This window comes from Sungkyunkwania multivorans, assembly GCF_042675645.1.
Lineage (GTDB): Bacteria > Bacteroidota > Bacteroidia > Flavobacteriales > Flavobacteriaceae > Sungkyunkwania > Sungkyunkwania multivorans.
Window position 1 is genome coordinate 49,902 of sequence record NZ_JBHTJH010000017.1, and the last position, 17,748, is coordinate 67,649.

General features: G+C 42.9%; 10 protein-coding genes. 2 read left to right on the forward strand and 8 right to left on the reverse strand.

Translation table 11 applies throughout. The features are described from left to right. Positions 1-50: 50 nt before the first annotated feature. From ACFQ1M_RS11790 to ACFQ1M_RS11805, 4 genes are all read right to left on the reverse strand, one after another. Positions 51-2,114, reverse strand: coding sequence for a M13 family metallopeptidase (locus ACFQ1M_RS11790; RefSeq protein WP_386408439.1), 2,064 nt, complete (start codon positions 2,112-2,114; stop codon positions 51-53). Between the two features lie 147 nt (positions 2,115-2,261). Further along, positions 2,262-5,651, reverse strand: a complete 3,390-nt coding sequence (locus ACFQ1M_RS11795) for a T9SS type A sorting domain-containing protein (protein ID WP_386408440.1) — start codon at positions 5,649-5,651, stop codon at positions 2,262-2,264. A gap of 63 nt (positions 5,652-5,714) precedes the next feature. Further along, positions 5,715-6,230: a nuclear transport factor 2 family protein gene (locus ACFQ1M_RS11800; RefSeq protein ID WP_386410843.1), complete on the reverse strand. Its 516-nt coding sequence runs from the start codon at positions 6,228-6,230 to the stop codon at positions 5,715-5,717. An 11-nt stretch (positions 6,231-6,241) separates the two neighbouring features. Further along, on the reverse strand, positions 6,242-6,670 hold the full coding sequence (locus ACFQ1M_RS11805) for a hypothetical protein (protein WP_386408442.1): 429 nt from the start codon (positions 6,668-6,670) through the stop codon (positions 6,242-6,244). Between the two features lie 356 nt (positions 6,671-7,026). Here ACFQ1M_RS11805 and ACFQ1M_RS11810 point away from each other — a divergent pair, with 356 nt between their 5' ends. After that, positions 7,027-7,998 carry an NAD-dependent epimerase/dehydratase family protein gene (locus tag ACFQ1M_RS11810; protein WP_386408444.1) on the forward strand — a complete coding sequence of 324 codons (972 nt, stop codon included), beginning with the start codon at positions 7,027-7,029 and terminating at the stop codon, positions 7,996-7,998. 7 nt (positions 7,999-8,005) lie between these two features. Here the strand turns inward: ACFQ1M_RS11810 and rluF are convergent, their stop codons facing one another. The 4 genes from rluF to bglX form a co-directional block, all read right to left on the reverse strand. Next, positions 8,006-8,737 (reverse strand): 23S rRNA pseudouridine(2604) synthase RluF, encoded by a 732-nt coding sequence (gene rluF / locus ACFQ1M_RS11815; RefSeq protein WP_386408446.1) that lies wholly within the window; start codon positions 8,735-8,737, stop codon positions 8,006-8,008. Between the two features lie 112 nt (positions 8,738-8,849). Beyond that, positions 8,850-10,949, reverse strand: a complete 2,100-nt coding sequence (locus tag ACFQ1M_RS11820) for an acylase (protein WP_386408448.1) — start codon at positions 10,947-10,949, stop codon at positions 8,850-8,852. Between the two features lie 52 nt (positions 10,950-11,001). After that, entirely contained in the window at positions 11,002-11,616 is a 615-nt protein-coding gene (locus ACFQ1M_RS11825) for a hypothetical protein (RefSeq protein ID WP_386408450.1), read from the reverse strand. Positions 11,617-11,758: 142 nt separating this feature from the next. Further along, the gene (bglX, locus tag ACFQ1M_RS11830) at positions 11,759-14,044 is read right to left on the reverse strand and encodes a beta-glucosidase BglX (RefSeq protein WP_386408452.1); all 2,286 of its coding nucleotides are present in this window, start codon (positions 14,042-14,044) and stop codon (positions 11,759-11,761) included. Between the two features lie 501 nt (positions 14,045-14,545). Between bglX and ACFQ1M_RS11835 the strand changes: the two genes are divergently transcribed. Continuing rightward, positions 14,546-17,734 carry a glycoside hydrolase family 2 TIM barrel-domain containing protein gene (locus ACFQ1M_RS11835; protein ID WP_386408454.1) on the forward strand — a complete coding sequence of 1,063 codons (3,189 nt, stop codon included), beginning with the start codon at positions 14,546-14,548 and terminating at the stop codon, positions 17,732-17,734. Positions 17,735-17,748: the final 14 nt, after the last annotated feature.

Genomic DNA, 17,748 nt, shown 5'->3' on the forward strand with positions numbered 1-17,748 from the left:
ATTGTTGTCCGCCTTCTTATATTCTATAAATGCGTAGCAGATGTTTTTTATTACCAGATACGCACTCTGTCTTCGGGAGCCAAATACATGGCATCTCCTTCTTTGATATCAAAGGCTTCATAAAATGCATCGACATTAAGCAATGGTTGTGTTGCTCTTGTCATACCAGGAGAATGAGGGTCTGTTTTGATCCTAGTTCTCAATGCCTCTTCTCGCATCTTAGTTCTCCAAACGGTAGCCCAAGACATGAAGAAGCGTTGTTCTGGAGTAAATCCGTCGATATTATCTGGTCTTCCGTTTTCCTCATAAAAACGTTGTAACCCATCATATGCACCGAGCACACCTCCCAAGTCACCAATATTCTCACCCAATGTGAATTTTCCATTGATAAAAACGCTGTCCAAAACTTCGATGGCGTCATATTGTTCAGCAAGCTTTGTTCCTCTCTCGGTAAATTGCTTTAGATCATCTTCGGTCCACCAGTTTGTCAAGTTCCCATCGGCATCAAATCGGGACCCGCTATCATCAAAGGCATGAGAGATCTCATGTCCGATCACAGCCCCTATGCCGCCGTAATTTACAGCCTCATCGGCCTGGTAGTTATAAAATGGTGGTTGCAAGATAGCTGCAGGGAATACGATCTCGTTGTTCAATGGATTAAAATATGCGTTCACTGTTTGTGGGCTCATACCCCATTTGGTCTTGTCCACTGGCTCTCCTATCTCCGAAATATTTTCTTCAAAGGCCCACTTATTAACAGCGATCATATTATCGAACAAAGAGTTTCCTTCCTTGATGGCCACCTCAGAATAATCCTCCCACTTGTCTGGATAGCCTATCTTTACAGTAAACTTGTCCAATTTTTCTATGGCTTTGGTCTTCGTCTCCTCTCCCATCCAATCTAAATTCTGAATACGGGATTTATAGGCTTCAATTACATTCTTGATCATCAACTCTGCCTTCGCCTTCGCTTCCGGCGGGAATTTAGCATCCACATATAATTGCCCCAAAGCTTCACCGAGATTTCCGTTGACTCTACCTAGAGCGCGCTCGTTAGCAGGTCTCTGAGTCTTTGCACCTCTTAGCTCTTTGCTATAGAATTCCCAATTTGCTTTTTCTATATCCGTGCTCAGCATTCCTGCCGCACTATTGAGGGTCGACCATTTTGAGGCCGTTTTCCAAAGCTCGACATCCCCTTCGGCAAGAACCTTTTGTAATTCTTCCATATACCTAGGTTGAAGCACCATCAGGGTGTCCAATTCTTTCTCTACACCGATGTCATCTAAAAACTTCTCCCAGTTGATGGCTGGTACCATTTCCTTAAGTTGTTCCATCGATCTTGGATTATTCAGGTTTCTAGCGTCACGACGCTCAACTTTATCCAATCTCGGTTGTGCCAAACGTGTTTCAAAGGCGAGAATCTTTTCGGCACTGGCCTTGGCATCCGCCTCTGTCTCTCCGATAAATTGAAGCATTCTTGCGATATGATCTACATACTTCTGACGCGTCTCAACAGAATTGGCATCGTCCTTTATATAATAATCTCTATCTGGAAGCCCAAGACCTCCAGGAGTCACATAGGCTGCATTGATGCTACTGTCATTGAGGTCTGGGAATGAAGTAAAGCCCATCAGCGGTGAATCTGCCGCAGGATCAGAGGCCAGCAATGTTTGAAGGTCCTCTACATTTTTCACCTCCTCGATCTTTTTGATGGTAGCAATTAGAGGGCTTACGCCTAAATCATTCCGCGCTTCCTCGTCCATGATGGACTCGAACAGCAGAATGGCCTTGCCTTGATCACTATCCGGGGCATACTTCCCACTTTTTTTGGCCTCATCGATAATGGCCAACACGTCGGCATCTGTAGATTTTCTTAATACACTAAACCCACCCCATGTGGTGCGATCTTCGGGTATCTCGGTATTTTTCATCCAAGTCCCATTAACATAATTATAAAAATCTTCTTTAGGACTCACTGAAGTATCCATATTAGATAGCTCAATTCCAGGAACCACTTCGGCACTTGCCGTTTCCTTGGCTTCTTCCTTACAAGAGACAAAGACCATAGCTAGGGTCCCTGCAAAAAGTAAGGAAGATCTCATTGATGTTTTCATTGTTTAATTAGTTTGAAAATTACGTTTGGTAAGTTAGTATAATAGAAGGTGGGATTGTTACAGATAGCAGTTGATTAACATATTTTTAAGAAAAGAGCAGGCCTATTTAGCCTGCTCTTACATGTTTTTATAATGCGGGTGCCTCATTTACTTTACGACCAGTTTTCTGGTGGCTTTGATATTTTCGGTTTGAATGCTCAGCAAATAAACTCCAGGGCCGGCACCGCTCATGTCCAAGGTATAGAGTTGATCATTTTGATCGATCGCAAACGACTTGATACGCTTTCCAGTTATATCGAATACTTCAAATTGTGCATCGCTACCTTGTCGCCATCTTATATTGAAGATATCTCTCGATGGTATTGGATAAATGGCCACTTGTAATTTTTCAAAAGTATCATTTGAGAGTATGGCCGAAGCATCAACCACAAAATTGTCAATGACCACACCTTCTTCTACTACTGCCTGATCTGAGTGAAAGACGAACCTAAATATAATATCAGTCTCTGCGTTTAGCGCCGCCAAGTCATAACTATACGCTGTTTTCGTCGCTGCTGTCCCTGTCCATTGCGCTCCTTTGCAATTAAAGCATGTATTATTGAATCCTTCTGGAGTATTGCTGTTATACCAATTTGGGTCGCTTGCACTCCCTAGGTGATTCCAAGTAACTCCACCATCTGTAGAATATTCCATATAAACAAGGTCCCAATCCAGCTCCAATTCGAAGGCCATATCGAATTTGAGCACTGGGTCTTGCATGCTTGCCAAATTATAACATTGAGAAACTAGGTATGATTTGGTATTATTTGGATGATCACCAGCCAAATTTGTTCCATAAGCATTTCCATCGGCAGCGGCAGCGCCAAGCACTATGCCTGCGGGAATTCCTCTTTCCCATAAAGCGCTTGTCCCACCTTCATTATATGCGACCAATTCGTCGGAAGGTCCTTCGAAAGTATTAAGCTGCTGTCCAGCACCCTCATCATTTATATAGAAGGTCAATCTTGATGACACGTTGTTATCAGGATAAGTATCGTTGGTGGTGCTTGTTTCTACCTTGAAGGTATGCGCGCCTCTGGATAGGGCAAGCGCTGGAAGTTGGATCACGGTCGAAGCTCCCGAAGCAAGGGATCCTGTCCAATTGTAGGTGTTGTCACTTCCATCGACCGTGTAAATGATAGTTGCCGAACTTAAGGTATTTGTGCCATTGTTTTCTACGGTAACTTCTGGAGATACAGATCCGCAAGCGACACTATCTTCATTAAGTTTCTGCACACTGACCAGACCAATATCAATACCTGGTGCCGGTTCGGTAGGAATGGCCGATTGCCAGATGCCTCGACCATAGGTAGCGGCTGTAATATTGCCATCCACCAAATTGATTTCTAAATCTCTTACTGGAACATTTGGCAATCCTATTTCAAAGGGCTCCCATGTTGCGGAAGAGTCATCCAAACGATATACCCCAGTGGATGTTCCAACATAAATGGGGTTTTGCGTATGAAATCCTTGATGGGCGACAATATATTTGGTCTCATTAGGCAGATTGTTCGTGATGTTGGTAAATGAATTTCCCCCGTCGATCGACTTGTAGACTCCTCCCGAAGAAGTTCCAGCCGTAGTAACATAAAGGATATCATTATTTGCCTTACTAACTTCAATAGAATTTATATTTGTGCTGAAGGTATACACGCTACTAAAACTAGCACCTCTGTTAGTGCTTTTCCGTAAGTTTCTGTCCAATGCGATATACATGATATCGGCATCGGTTGGGTCTATTTTTAAATAGTCTATGCGAGCGCCAGCAGATGCCAGTTGCGTCCAAGAACCACCATCTAATCGGTACAGATTGTTATAGCCAGCATACAACTCGTTATCCTGGTTCATGACGAGAGGCGTCACCCAGTTCCCTGTCTGTCCTGAAGGCGCACCCACCTGACTGTCGCGACTTGCCCCAGCATCGGTAGAAATATTGAGCGAACCTCCGCGCTGCGTAAAGCCATAATAGATATTGTCATCGTTCGGAGAAATAGCGGTATCCATTCCATCGGCACCATAATAGTTTTGCCACTGTGTTCCGTTGAGGGCATGTCCTCCATTATCCTGAAGTCCTCCAACCATTTTTGTTGAGTTGTTCTTTGAAACAGCTATTCGATAAAATTGGCTGATGGCGGCCGTAGCTGTCAAATCCGAAAAACTACTTCCCCCGTTGCTGCTTCTATAGATGCCACCATCACTTCCACAATAGAGAACCCCATTAAAGAATCGAAGCATATGAATATCGGCATGCGTATACGCAGCTGCACTTGGTGCATTCCAGTTATTTAATTTTGAAAAGGTATTTCCTCCATTTGTAGATTTCCACACATTCAAACAGCCTACATAGATCTCATCGGGATCATTGTCAGAGACTGCAAGCGCAAGATCGTACCATGCCTGATTGCTTTCGAAAATATCTGCAGTATTGGCCATTTGCGTGAAAAAAGCACCACTGCTGGTGGAACGATAGATTCCCTGAAATGTGTTGTCGGTGTTGGCACTAAGAACATAAACATAGTTTTCGGCGGTCGGTGCATTGGTGACATCGATGACCAATCTACCCGAAGTTGTGGGTAAACCAGAACCTGTTGCCTTAAAAGAAACTCCAAAATCTGCGGAAGTGAAGAATTGGCTTGAAGACACGGCATATAAGGTAGACGGATCTCCTGGCTTCATCTTTAGATCTCTGATATTTCCAGCGAGTGTTTCTGTCCAAGTCGCACCAGCGTCTAATGAGCGATATACGCCATCATTGGTGGCCACCCATAACATATCTGTGTTGCTAGGATTTATATATACTTCATTCATTCTGCTTGGCGAGTTGGTTGGTCCTAGTCCTGTTTGATTCCAAGTGGCACCTCCATCTACTGATTTCCATACGCCAACACTCGGCGTGTCGCCTGCATCATCATCACCCGTGGCAATATAAATTATATTAGAATTGGTAGGATGTATTGCAATTCCTGAAACACCAATTCTTGGGAGATCATCGGTCAAAGACGTCCAATTTATTCCGGCATCGGTCGATTTCCAAATACCTCCAGCTGGAGCTCCGATATAATATGTATTGCTGTTAGAGGGGTCCACGGCTATCACGTTCACTCTTCCCTGTCCTGAAGACCAAGAACCTGTATTTGTATGGGTAAATGGTCCTATTGCCGTCCAATTGCTTAGATCTGCCCTACTACTGCTATTTATCAAGGCCTTTTTATCCTCCCATGCTTGCCATTGCTCTTCAACTGTAGGAAGTTTGCCGTCTGCTCCGACAGAGTGTTGCATGTGAAACTCCCATCGTTTAAAAGGCTTGTAACCACTTCCCTTAACATCGGGATCCTTATCCTGCCAATAGGCATTAAATGCATCTTGTATTTCCTGAAATGTTGGTTGGGTCGCTCGATCAGCAGTAGATAGGTCGTGCATCCAAGGAGCATTCCGATTGAATTGTGCAGATGCGACCACACAAAAGCAAAAGGTCATGGTTATTGTAAGAATTTTCATAGTGATGGTTTTAAAATTCTCAAAAATAGACCTTTGTGATAATTCTTCAAAAAAAAATCGATGTTATTGCTTTTCTTTTAACATTTTTGTCAAAATACTGTCTTTTGTTGATTTTAAACCAACAATTTGTTCAACATTTTCATTCGGAATAGCTAGAGAAAGTACGTAATGTACTATTTTCCAATCCCCACCTTTTTGCAATTCCAAAACACCAGATCCTCGACACAATTTCATTTGAGTATCTAGCAGCTCGTCAAACCAGGCTATTTTGCCATTGTCTGCAAAGAATATATGGCGTTCTACCGCCGAAAAGCTCCAAGCTTTTCCTTTATCAAAATAAGGTTTTGAAAATTTCTTGAATTCCGCGAAGGTCCAATTCTCGGTAGCGTCAGTGCCTATGAAAATCGCATCTTCGGTCATGTGGCCAAAGTACTCTTCAAAGTTTGCCTCGGCAGCGGCCTTATGCCATGCGTCCAATACCGTACTGACCTTTTCTTCTTCCACAAAGGTATTTTGTGCTTGACAGAAAGAAGTTCCAAAAGCGACAAACATGGTGATCGCTAGAATAGTGGTTTTCATCATGACTATAATTATGGAAAATTGATCATTTCGTCATCATCCAAGTCACTCTCCGAGATTTCGTTGACTTGAATTTTAACATTGTTAAATGCCTCGACAATTTCTACGATTCCTTGAGTAAGTTCTTCATCGGAAAAACGCTGATCATCTGCCTTGCTCTTTAACTTTAATATAAAGGTTCTAAATACTAATAATCTACTTTTTACCGGCGGAACATTGAACTTCTCAGGAAACTCCTGTTCAAAGAGCTCTTCATACAATACATCTAACTCTTCTGTAAAGGTGTAGAGTCTATAGCGACTTACCGATGGCATTTGCTCGACCTTTGAGTTTAAACTATTGAAGGAAGCCCAAGTACGTATCTCTTTTTTTGCTCTCGAGTTCAATTCGATGACCTTAGGGGCACTTTCGACCTTTATCAACGGGGTCTGATCGACCATCAATGAATCTTTTTGCTGTTCATCGTTATTTTCTCCCTTGTTTGAAGATCCTACACAAGCCGAGAAAACAAAAGCAATAATCACTATAACACAATAAATATATCTCATCAAAAAAAGAAGGTATCACACAAAGATAGTGCTTTAGTTGTTTCATTATTCGTTTAGCATCTAGCAAGTCTTAGGCTGTAAAAGTAAAAATATCTCATTTTTTATCACATCAACATGATTCACATTCAAATATTATAAAAAACCTTATCTAAAAATAAAGAATATCGTAATTTTATCATTGATTCAAAATAATCGAATAGCATCGTTTGAGTCGAAAAAATGTAATAAAAACACTGTTATATTTATAAATGACCTCTAGAACACTCATCATCGGCGCCTGCGGTCAGATCGGTACTGAACTCACCCTGGCGCTGCGTGCGCGTAAAGGTGAAGATACCGTTGTAGCGAGCGATATTCGTGAGGGAGATGTCGACCTTATGAGTTCTGGCCCTTTCGAAATCATTGACGCAACCAATAAAGAGGCACTTTCCAATTGCGTTGACAAATACAACATTAGCGAGGTCTACTTGATGGCAGCGATGCTATCTGCGACCGCAGAAAAGCATCCCCAGAAGGCATGGGAATTGAATATGAATTCTCTCTCACACGTACTCGATCTTGCGAGAGAGGGAAAAATAAAAAAAGTGTTCTGGCCCAGTTCTATTGCAGTATTTGGCCCAACCACACCAAAAGATAATACTCCGCAGACGACTATCATGGAACCTACCACAGTCTATGGCATTAGTAAATTGGCCGGTGAACGATGGTGCGAATACTTTTATCGTACGCATGGGGTAGATGTACGTAGCATTCGATATCCCGGGTTGATCAGCTGGAAGACCTTACCTGGTGGTGGGACCACGGATTATGCCGTAGAGATCTATCATAAAGCGCTAGAGGATGGCACTTACGAATGTTTTCTTTCTGAAGACACCTATCTTCCGATGATGTTTATGGAGGATGCGATCAATGCCACCATTAGCATTATGGAGGCGCCTAAAGACGAGATCAGGGTACGATCATCCTATAATCTGGGTGGAATTAGCTTTTCGCCAAAGGAAATAGCGGCCTCGATCAAGCGGGAACTTCCAAATTTCACTATCACCTATCGTCCGGACTTTAGACAGAAAATTGCCGATTCTTGGCCAAAGAGCATTGATGACAGCTTGGCAAGGGATGATTGGGGATGGGAACATCAATACGAATTAGATGATATTTCTAGAGAAATGCTTTCGCAGCTTAAAAAGCAGCGCGAAGAACTAACAGATACGATAGATTGATATGTTTCTAGTGGTGGGTCTTTGAAGAATTTGCTGCTAGGCGGTTGATCCCTTCCAGTTCTTTCTCGGTAAGATGCCGCCACTGCCCTTCTGGAATGTCTAAAGTGACATTCATTATACGAATACGCTTCAATTTTAGCACCTCATATCCAAGATATTCGCACATCCGCCTTATTTGTCTATTTAGCCCTTGAGTTAGAATGATCTTGAAGACAAACTTATTTATCCTTTCAACATGACACTTGCGGGTTACCGTGTCTAAAATAGGAACCCCATTGCCCATTTTCTCAATAAATTCCTTTGTGATCGGTTTGTTTACGGTAACGATATATTCCTTTTCGTGATTATTCCTCGCCCTTAATATCTTGTTGACGATGTCCCCATCGCTCGTCAGAAAGATCAAACCCTCACTGGGCTTATCTAAACGTCCTATTGGAAAAATACGCTTTGGGTAGTTGATGTAGTCGATGATATTGTCTTTTTCTACTCGTGTATCGGTGGTACAAACTATTCCAACAGGCTTATTAAATGCAATATACGTATGCGCCTCTTGAGGAGAAGCCACTAGCTTTCCATCTACCCTTACCTCATCTCCAGCCGAAATTTTAGTGCCCATTTCGGGAACAACCCCGTTGATCGTAACCCGTCCTTGATCGATGAGTTTATCGGCCGCCCTACGAGAGCAAAATCCTACCTCGCTAAGATATTTATTGATCCTAATTTGTTGCTTCTCTTCCATTGAACAGCGTGATTGCGGCTGCAAATTTAAGCAAAGAATCGTAAGTCACAGCCAAGAGAAAAAGGTGTCTATGGTGAATCCTAAAAAAATACAGCAGAAAAATTCGGAATATTCAATTCTTTCCAACATTATTATTATTGAAGCCATTTTCGGTGAGGGTCTCTACTCTCACTGTATTTGCCTCCACATCGGCTTTTGTGATCCAAGCATCTCGCATCTCCTTTTTCGAAAATAGATCGAGTTGGTCGCCATAATGTGGCGAATCCTTTTGAGTGGCATTACCATAGCTAAGTAAGACCTTTGCCCTGACCTGCTCACCAAATTCTATGACTCCAACCCAAGAATCTCCACCACCAACGTACAGGTGGTCGTCATCAGCGTCTGCAGGCCACGCTACTCGGAAAACACCTAAAGAACCATCGACCCCATTGGCGGGCAGGTCCTTCCCGTTATAGTTGATTCGATAATATTCTCCCCAAGGCACTTCGAGAGTTCCATATTTTTTCTCAATTTCGACTACCGATTGCTCCAATAAGTTCACGGCCCTGGCAGGGTCTAATATGCCATCGGGGGTGGTTTGAACATTTTTCATGCTCCATGGTATCTTGTAATTGGAAGGGTTCCATACATTGAATTTTCTCGCCCAATCAAAGAATAGCAACATCCCCTTACTGCCTGCATCAGCTTTTCGGTCCCAACGCTTCAAAACTTCGATTCCTTTCTTGGCTTTCTCAGAATTGGAGTTTTCAACGGCCTGCCCTAGATCATCTAAAATTCTATCTGCAAACTCTAGTTTTGTAGAAAGCTTATACGCTACCAACTCTTCAAAAGTGATATTTTTATCCTCTAAAAGCATTCTTGCCGATCGCTGCGGACGAAACCCCATTTTTTGTGGCGCCATATATGCAGGATAATCATCAGGTTTTAGCATGATGGGTATCGTACTGGTCCACGGAGGATCGTTCGCATTCTGCAACCAGCCTGTTTCCGGATCTTTTATTTTAGGCAACTCACTATACGGGTGTATTTCGTTCCAGATATCAGCAGATCGTCCTCCGGGAATTATTCGATTCCAGTAGTCCCAATCTCCTGAGCCCCGTTTGGGAACCAATCCATTGAACAAATAGAAGATGGTTCCTTTTTTATCGGCATACATTACATTCCAAAAAGGGATCTCAGCCATTTTCAGAGCGGATTCAAATTCCTCAAAGTTATTGCTGTTGATCATTCGCCACCATTGCAAAAAGGCGTTGGGTCTATCGATACCAACCATTCGCAGGGCCAATGCCTTTCCGTTTGCTATATTCACCACTGGGCCATGTACCGTCTCATAGAGATCAAGTTTCTTTTCAACCAATGAGCCATCATCCTGTCTAACCTTGAGAGTCCTTGACCGTTTCACAAATTGTTTCAATTTACCGTCTAGTAGATATCCATCATCTTTCAATTCTAATTCATAGGTGTCGGCATTGTCGATCGTATTATCGGTGTGACTCCACCCGAGGTGATCATTAAAGCCAATGGCGATCCCAGGGAAACCGACCAAGGTGGTCCCATATAGGTTTTTACCTTGGATGTTCAAATGTGATTCGAAAAACAAAAACTCGCGCCACCAGGGTAGATGCGGATTTTGGACAAGCATCGCATTATTAGAGGCCGACCTCTTGGGGGAAATGGCATAGGTATTGGACCCCATGTCTGGCCACTGCTGAACTCTTCCTAGGTCGTTTCCAGCGATGAAGCGTGTGAAGATCACATACATCGCGTGCATGTTAACATCCTTTGTCGTAATGGGTAATACCTGTCTGTTCTTTTCTGTAACCGCATCGGGATGCGCACTCACGTATGCGTTCATCCCTTTGATGAAAGCCTCATAGATCCTCTTCAGTTCAGGGTCTTGCATTTTTGCCCAATTGGAGGCTAATTGTTCGAATCCTAAGGTATGTATCAAGATATCATTAGAAAGATTTACAGCTCCCCAATACTCAGCAGCCCTTCCACGAGAACTTCCGTAGAGTTCTAATATGAGGTTGGCATGGTTGTGCATCTGAGCCCAACCCTGAGCATAAAACAGTTCGTCTATACTGTTTGAATAAATGTGAGGAACACCCCAAGTGTCCCAGGCAATATGTGTTTCTGAGATCTTTTGCGAAATGCCGGTCGTGCTACTGAAGAAGAAAGCAAAGCTATAGAAAGCAACTAAAAGTCTCATAATAAAAGGTTTTGGCTGCATTAAGATACAACTTTCCCTCTTAAATGAGCCCTTACTCTTGCTTATTAAGTGTTTCCAATAACTTGTCAAAGCTGTCTATATCGGTATATAGAATTCCTCCTAAAATAACCACCGGATTCTCCATGGTATCCAAAGGAACCCGATTCCCAAAACTTTTGACGAGTTGTTCCTTTACCTCTGGTTTTTCTTTGAGGTTATAGCTCGTAAAAATATAATGCTCCCGATCCAAAGGATTGATGATGCTATCACAGGTCTTACAATTCTCTGTGACATATATAGTGATCGGCTTTTTTGGTGTCTTATAGATAATAATCTTTTGTGCCGGTTTTCGCAAGGACCTTTTAGAAAGCTCTTCATTCAGTTCTAGGTCATAGGTGTAAGACGGTGTTTTACCACGCATCACGATGATGCTCTTCATCAATACTTTTGTTGCCGATGGGACTCTAATGAATCTAGGCTTCGCCAAACTCTGTTTGATGTTGGTACCCTTGACGAGGATCTTGGCATCGTAATCGGTTTCCGATTCGTTCACCGCATAAAAGAGAATCTTGTTGGCTTTCTTTTCTTCGACGATCTTGACGAGGTCCTTTTGGCCATACGTTTTGAATAATACCAAACAAAAGGTGAGAAATAGTCTTACTACCATAACATATAATTTATCATGAGCAAGTTATGAAATTTAAGTGACAAGGCTATTACAAAGTTACCAGCACGATGTCCCGATCAAGCTCACTTTTTCGGTGTAAATTGTTATTGAAGAAACGCGAGTTTATGTGTGTTTCAGTTTGTCACTTATCAGTATAGGCAAATGCTGCTTCGAGCGAAGTTACCGAGCTGCCTCCAATGAACAGTTTGAAATCACCGGCCTCGGCTTCCCACTTTTTATTTGCGGTATAGAACTGTATCATCTCTTCATCGATGATGAATTGTACCGTTTTAGTTTCTCCTGGTTGCAGCGCCACTTGCTCAAAGCCCTTTAATTCCCTGACAGGTCGTGTAACACTCGCAAAAAGGTCTCTAATGTAAAGTTGCACCACTTCTTTGCCTTTGCGTTGGCCCGTATTGGAAACATCGACTGAAACCTTTATGCTACCACCTTTCCCAAAGGAGTTATCATCTAATTGCAGATTGGAGTACTCGAAAGTGGTATAGCTCAATCCATGGCCAAACGGATATAGCGGAGAATTATCAACATCGATATAGTGTGACCAAAATACCTGATTAGGTGCTACAGGAGCGGGTCTTCCTGTATTTTTCTGACTGTAATAAATTGGAATTTGCCCGACATTCCTCGGAAATGTCATTGGTAACTTTCCGCTTGGGTTATACTCACCAAAGAGCACTTGGGCAATGGCATTTCCACTCTGTGAACCCAAATGCCAAGCTTCTACGACCGCAGGAACGTGCTCTGCCGCCCACTCCACCGCCAAGGGACGGCCATTCATCAGAACAAGGACTATATTTTGATTCACTTTGTATATTTCTTCAAGCAATTCTTGCTGAACACCGGGCAAATCGATATTGGAGCGACTTCTTCCTTCGCCACTCTGGAAACTATATTCGCCCAAGACCATCACGACCACCTCGGCACTTCGCGCAAGATCCTTTGCCGCATCAAAACCACTTTTGTCTGTAGTGTTGATCGCTGTTTCCCACACAAAATCTGCCTCCCCTGCAAGCAATCTGCAACCTTCGGAGTAGGTTACGCTATTAGAAATGCTCTTCATCCCTTCTAAGACCGAAACCGCCGAATTGTCCTCGGCAGCAATTCGCCAACTACCCAAAGGGCTATTTTTATCCGCTGCCAATGGCCCGATGAGTGCGATTCGCTGTCCCTCCTTTCTAAGTGGGAGCAAATTTTGGTCATTTTTTAATAGAACAATGGATTTTTTTGCCATGTCCAAGACTGCCTCGTGATTTTCTTTACTACCTATCACCTCTTTCTCTCTCATCTCATCGCAATAACGATAGGGATCATCGAACAGGCCTAGCTCAAATTTCACCTTCAAGATTCGTCTTACGGCATCATCTATAAGCGATTCATCAACCTGTCCTTCTTCCACCAATTTTTTAAGATGATGTACATAAGCATAAGATTCCATATCCATGTCGGAACCTGCGTTGGCTGCAAAAGCAGCCGCCTGAATGGTATCCTTAGCATATCCGTGAGGAACCATCTCGGCAATAGAGGCCCAATCAGAAACTACGAAGCCATCAAATTCCCATTCCTCTTTCAGGATATCTCTTTGCAAGTAGCTGCTTCCCGTGGCAGGAATCCCATTGAGTTCGTTAAAAGAATTCATGAAGGTCTTAACATTGGCATTCACCGCAGCTTTAAAGGGAGGAAAAATGGTATTTCTCAGAAGGGTCTCACTCATATCTACCGTATTATATTCTCTTCCTGCTTCGGCCCAGCCATATCCGGCAAAATGCTTGGCACATGCCGCAATGGTATTGTTGGCTGCGAGGTCCTCACCCTGAAATCCTTGTACTCTTGCTATGGCAATTTTACTTCCCAGATATGGGTCTTCGCCCCCACCTTCCATAACACGACCCCAACGAGCATCTCTCGAAATATCGACCATCGGGGCAAATGTCCAATTAATTCCACTCGCACTAGCTTCCGCGGCCGCTACCTCTGCAGACCTCTTTATCGCGTCCATGTCCCAACTTGCTGCTTCGGCCAAAGGTATTGGGCTTAGGGTCTTATATCCATGGATCACATCAAAACCAATGATCAACGGAATTCCTAAACGTGTCTCCTCAACAGCGATCTTTTGCACTGCCTTTACTTGTTCCACCCCACGAACATTGAGCATAGAACCAACCTTACCCTGTCGAAGGTCCTCATATTTTTCTGCCGCATCACCTTCCTTAGGTGTTGGCCCTGTCACATTCCAGAAACCATTATACTGGTTCATTTGGCCTATCTTCTCCTCTAAGGTCATTAGTGATAAAAGGGAGTCTACTTTCTTATCAATCTCAGATGTATTAGTCATGTGGTCTTGGTTTTGCGAATTAGTGCAAGCAATCAATGTTGCGACGAGGACGGTAAAAAGTGAATGTTTCTTCATAAGATGTTAAAATTAAGAAATTCTAAATCAGTTTCATCCATTTCTACGCGTTTGCGATGGCGATGTTATATTATTAACAAATATGCTCTGGACTGTATCCATTTTTTAAAAATATAACGATTCCTATAAAGAGAAATCAAACTTTTGGTCTATCTCGCTAGTTGAAAATAAAAATCGATATGCTAAAATAGTATCATTCATCGATTTTTAAACTTCAAATACCTCAACAATAACTATACGATCCCTCAACATCTAAGAAAATATCTACTAAAATATATCAACAACGAACTATTATTTCATTGGTGATAATTCATTTAAAACTCAATGTTACTGCGTTTTTATGATTTTCAATAACTTTTCTTTGCATTGTATATAATTTGTATAGGTGTTTTTTGCGATTCCTTCAAATTCAAGTCGTAATTTTAAACTTCCCCCCAATCACCTGAGCAATGGCGACCTCTTCTGCCTATCGCAACATAGACCAAACTAACACTAAATACTATGAAGAACTATTTTCTTAAATGTGTACTCTTCCTATTTACTATCGGAGCATTCTCTCAAGCACAGCAGGTGACGATTTCTAAGGGTGCCAAGGGAATGACATTGCAGATCGATGGTAAGGATGTCATGATCAATGGAGTGAATTGGGATTATGTTCCTATAGGTACAACGATAACCGACCCAGGAATATGGAGAGAATCGGATGACATTATTCGAGCAGCGCTCGATTCCGAAATGTCGCTATTAAGGAACATGGGGGTCAATGCCATCCGAACCTACAACCTCCCGCCTAAATGGATTGCTTACATCTACAAGAACTACGGCATCTACACGATGCTGAATATCACTTTTGGTGCCTATGGACTCACCATCAATGGCGCTTGGGTCCCAAACACCAATTATGCTGATTCCGCAACTAGAGAAATCTTAATGGCCGAAGCAAAGGTAATGGCGCATACCTATAAGAGTACTCCCGGCTTATTGCTGTATATGATTGGTAACGAAAATAACTATCATCTTTCTTGGACCTCCGCTGAGACAGAAGACATCCCAATAGATGGCGCCACCGAACCCGGAAAGATAGGAGCGGCCAGAGCACTCTATAAAGCTCTTAACGACGCTTCTCTGGAAGTGAAAAAAATTGACCGATCGCACCCAGTCGCCATCTGTAATGGTGATTTGCTCTACTTAGACATCGTCAAAGAAGAATGTACAGATATTGATATCTATGGAACCAACATGTATCGAGGAGTATCATTTGGTGATGCCTTTCAAAGAGTGAAAGATGAGTTGAATATGCCAATACTCTTTGCCGAATTCGGTGCTGATGCATTTAACGCTAGAGACAATCAAGAAGACCAATACACTCAAGCCTACTATGACCTAGGGAACTGGAAAGATATCTATGCCAATGCTGCCGGTTTGGGCAAGGCTGGAAACTCTATAGGTGGTTTTACCTTTCAATTCAGTGATGGCTGGTGGAAGTATAAACAAACTGAAGATCTTGATATACATAACAACACAGCCACATGGGCAAATAACGGATATCCTAGAGATCAGGCCAAGCCTGGTGATAAAAACATGAATGAAGAATGGTTTGGCATCTGTGCCAAGGGACCGACAAACGAAAGAGGCTTGTACCAGCTATATCCTCGCGCTGCATATTATGCCATTAAACAAGCACATCTGCTGGACCCGTATGCCGAAGGCATGACGTCAGAGTTTCTGAACAACTATTTTGATAACATCAATTTGATGGACGCAGTTCTTAAAGCTCGTGGAGATCAAGCTGCACTTAAAGCTGAACGGGGAGGTAAAATTCGTTTATCAACCCTTAGGGCAGAATTCACAAGCTTTCATACTGGCGGAAAACTTTTAACTACCCCAGAGAATGAAGATCCAAGCACCAACGTATTTCCAGATGAAACAGGCTTTGACCATATGGAATCTTATTATATAGGTGTCGAAGGGCAACCCTCTGCGAATATGAGAGCCAATGTTAACTTTAACATTTTAGGCAATGTTGCCGAAAACCCAATAAATGAGATCTTCTACGAGAATGTCGGAAGGGCCGTTTCTGTAGAAGGTGCTGAGAGCAATGAGGGAGAGACGGTAGTGCTCGATGACTTTAACAGGGTTCGTGTGTACAATGCCGAATTCAGCTGGGAAACTAAGCTAGCAGAGGTCAAAGGTTTTTATAGAACCGGACACTATCACTGGGGATATGAGGGCGACTTCTTTAATCTATACCCAGAGGCAAATTACGGTCCTAATCTAGATATTTACAACGGAGAGATCCTTGGAATGGAAGTTAACGGAAGAGGAAAGCTCAATGGCCTAAAAGCTGCTTTTGGACCGCAATTGTGGTGGGGCTCTAACCCTACGGCACTCCTCAAATATGGTAGAAGATTTGGTAAATGGGATCTTACCGGTATCTATCACAGAGACTTTGAAACTAATTTAGAATTTGATGAGAATGGACGCCGCATACTAGATCCAAACCAAGTACGCAGTGGTGTAATTCCCCCATGGCCTACCGAAAGAGCCACAGTCGTAGTAGAGCGAGATTTTGGCAAATTTGGCATCATGCTTGGCGGTATCTGGGGCGGCAGTCCACTTAATGGAAGCTCCTTTCAAGACGTTACTGGCGGACCCGGCAATTATGTCGTTTATGAAGATAAGATTAACGCTGACGATAACTGGGGCGGAAAAGCAAGGATCACCTACGAAGGTGGAAAGTTCAATTGGTATGCACAAGGAGCCATTATGGGCTTGGTAGCCAATGGTGGCGCCGACCCAACGCAGCTCTTCACAGGTTGGAGACTCAAAGATAGTGGCAGTGGTAATCAGTCGAACCTCTTAACGGGTTTCACTTATAGTATTGGAAATGTACAGATAGCACCGAACTTCCTTTGGCAAAAACCATTGGTAGCCGCTATGCCAAGGGATGTTAATGCCCCTGGACGATTACGAAATTTTATAGATGACCCTTTCGCAGTAAGAGGTAATAGAGAAATGACTGCTGGTGAAATCCTATTTACTTTCGACCCGACTCCCGGAACGTGGTTCTATCAATGGGACAATGATCGTGCCGAGGACGCCAAATTTGCCTTCAACTTAGGTTTTGTATATCGCCATCAACCTACTGCCCAAGATGCACATATTGGCTTCTTGGCCAATCGTCAGTTCTTTGCATTCCCAGATGCAGCCCCTGCCCAAGATCTTTGGGAAATAAACTCACGTATCGTTTCTAAGGTTGGACCGGATCTAGGCCTTATAGCGAGTCTTTATGGTGGGACAGCACAAGCTAATGGCGATAGTGACAGAACCATTGATCGTTTTGGTGGAAACATCCGGGTAATTCACAAAAAATGGATGTTTCAACATGAGTTTAAAGTAAATGATTGGGGGCCTTATGATTATCATAGAGACTTTAACCTGACATTCCCAGTGCAACAGATGTTAGACATCTCGTATTCGATCAGCAAACCAGATTGGTTTATTCTCCCCGAGACTAGAATTGGAATACGCGGCACGTGGCGTTCACTGAATGAATTCTCGCCGAGATATGCCCCTACCGCCGTACCGGAAAACACCTTTCCCCCTGTACCCGTCTTAAGTCCTGTAGGGTTTGACAACGGGCAAGAATGGGAGATCAGAACCTATGTACACATCAATATTGGAAAATAATATTATAAAGATAA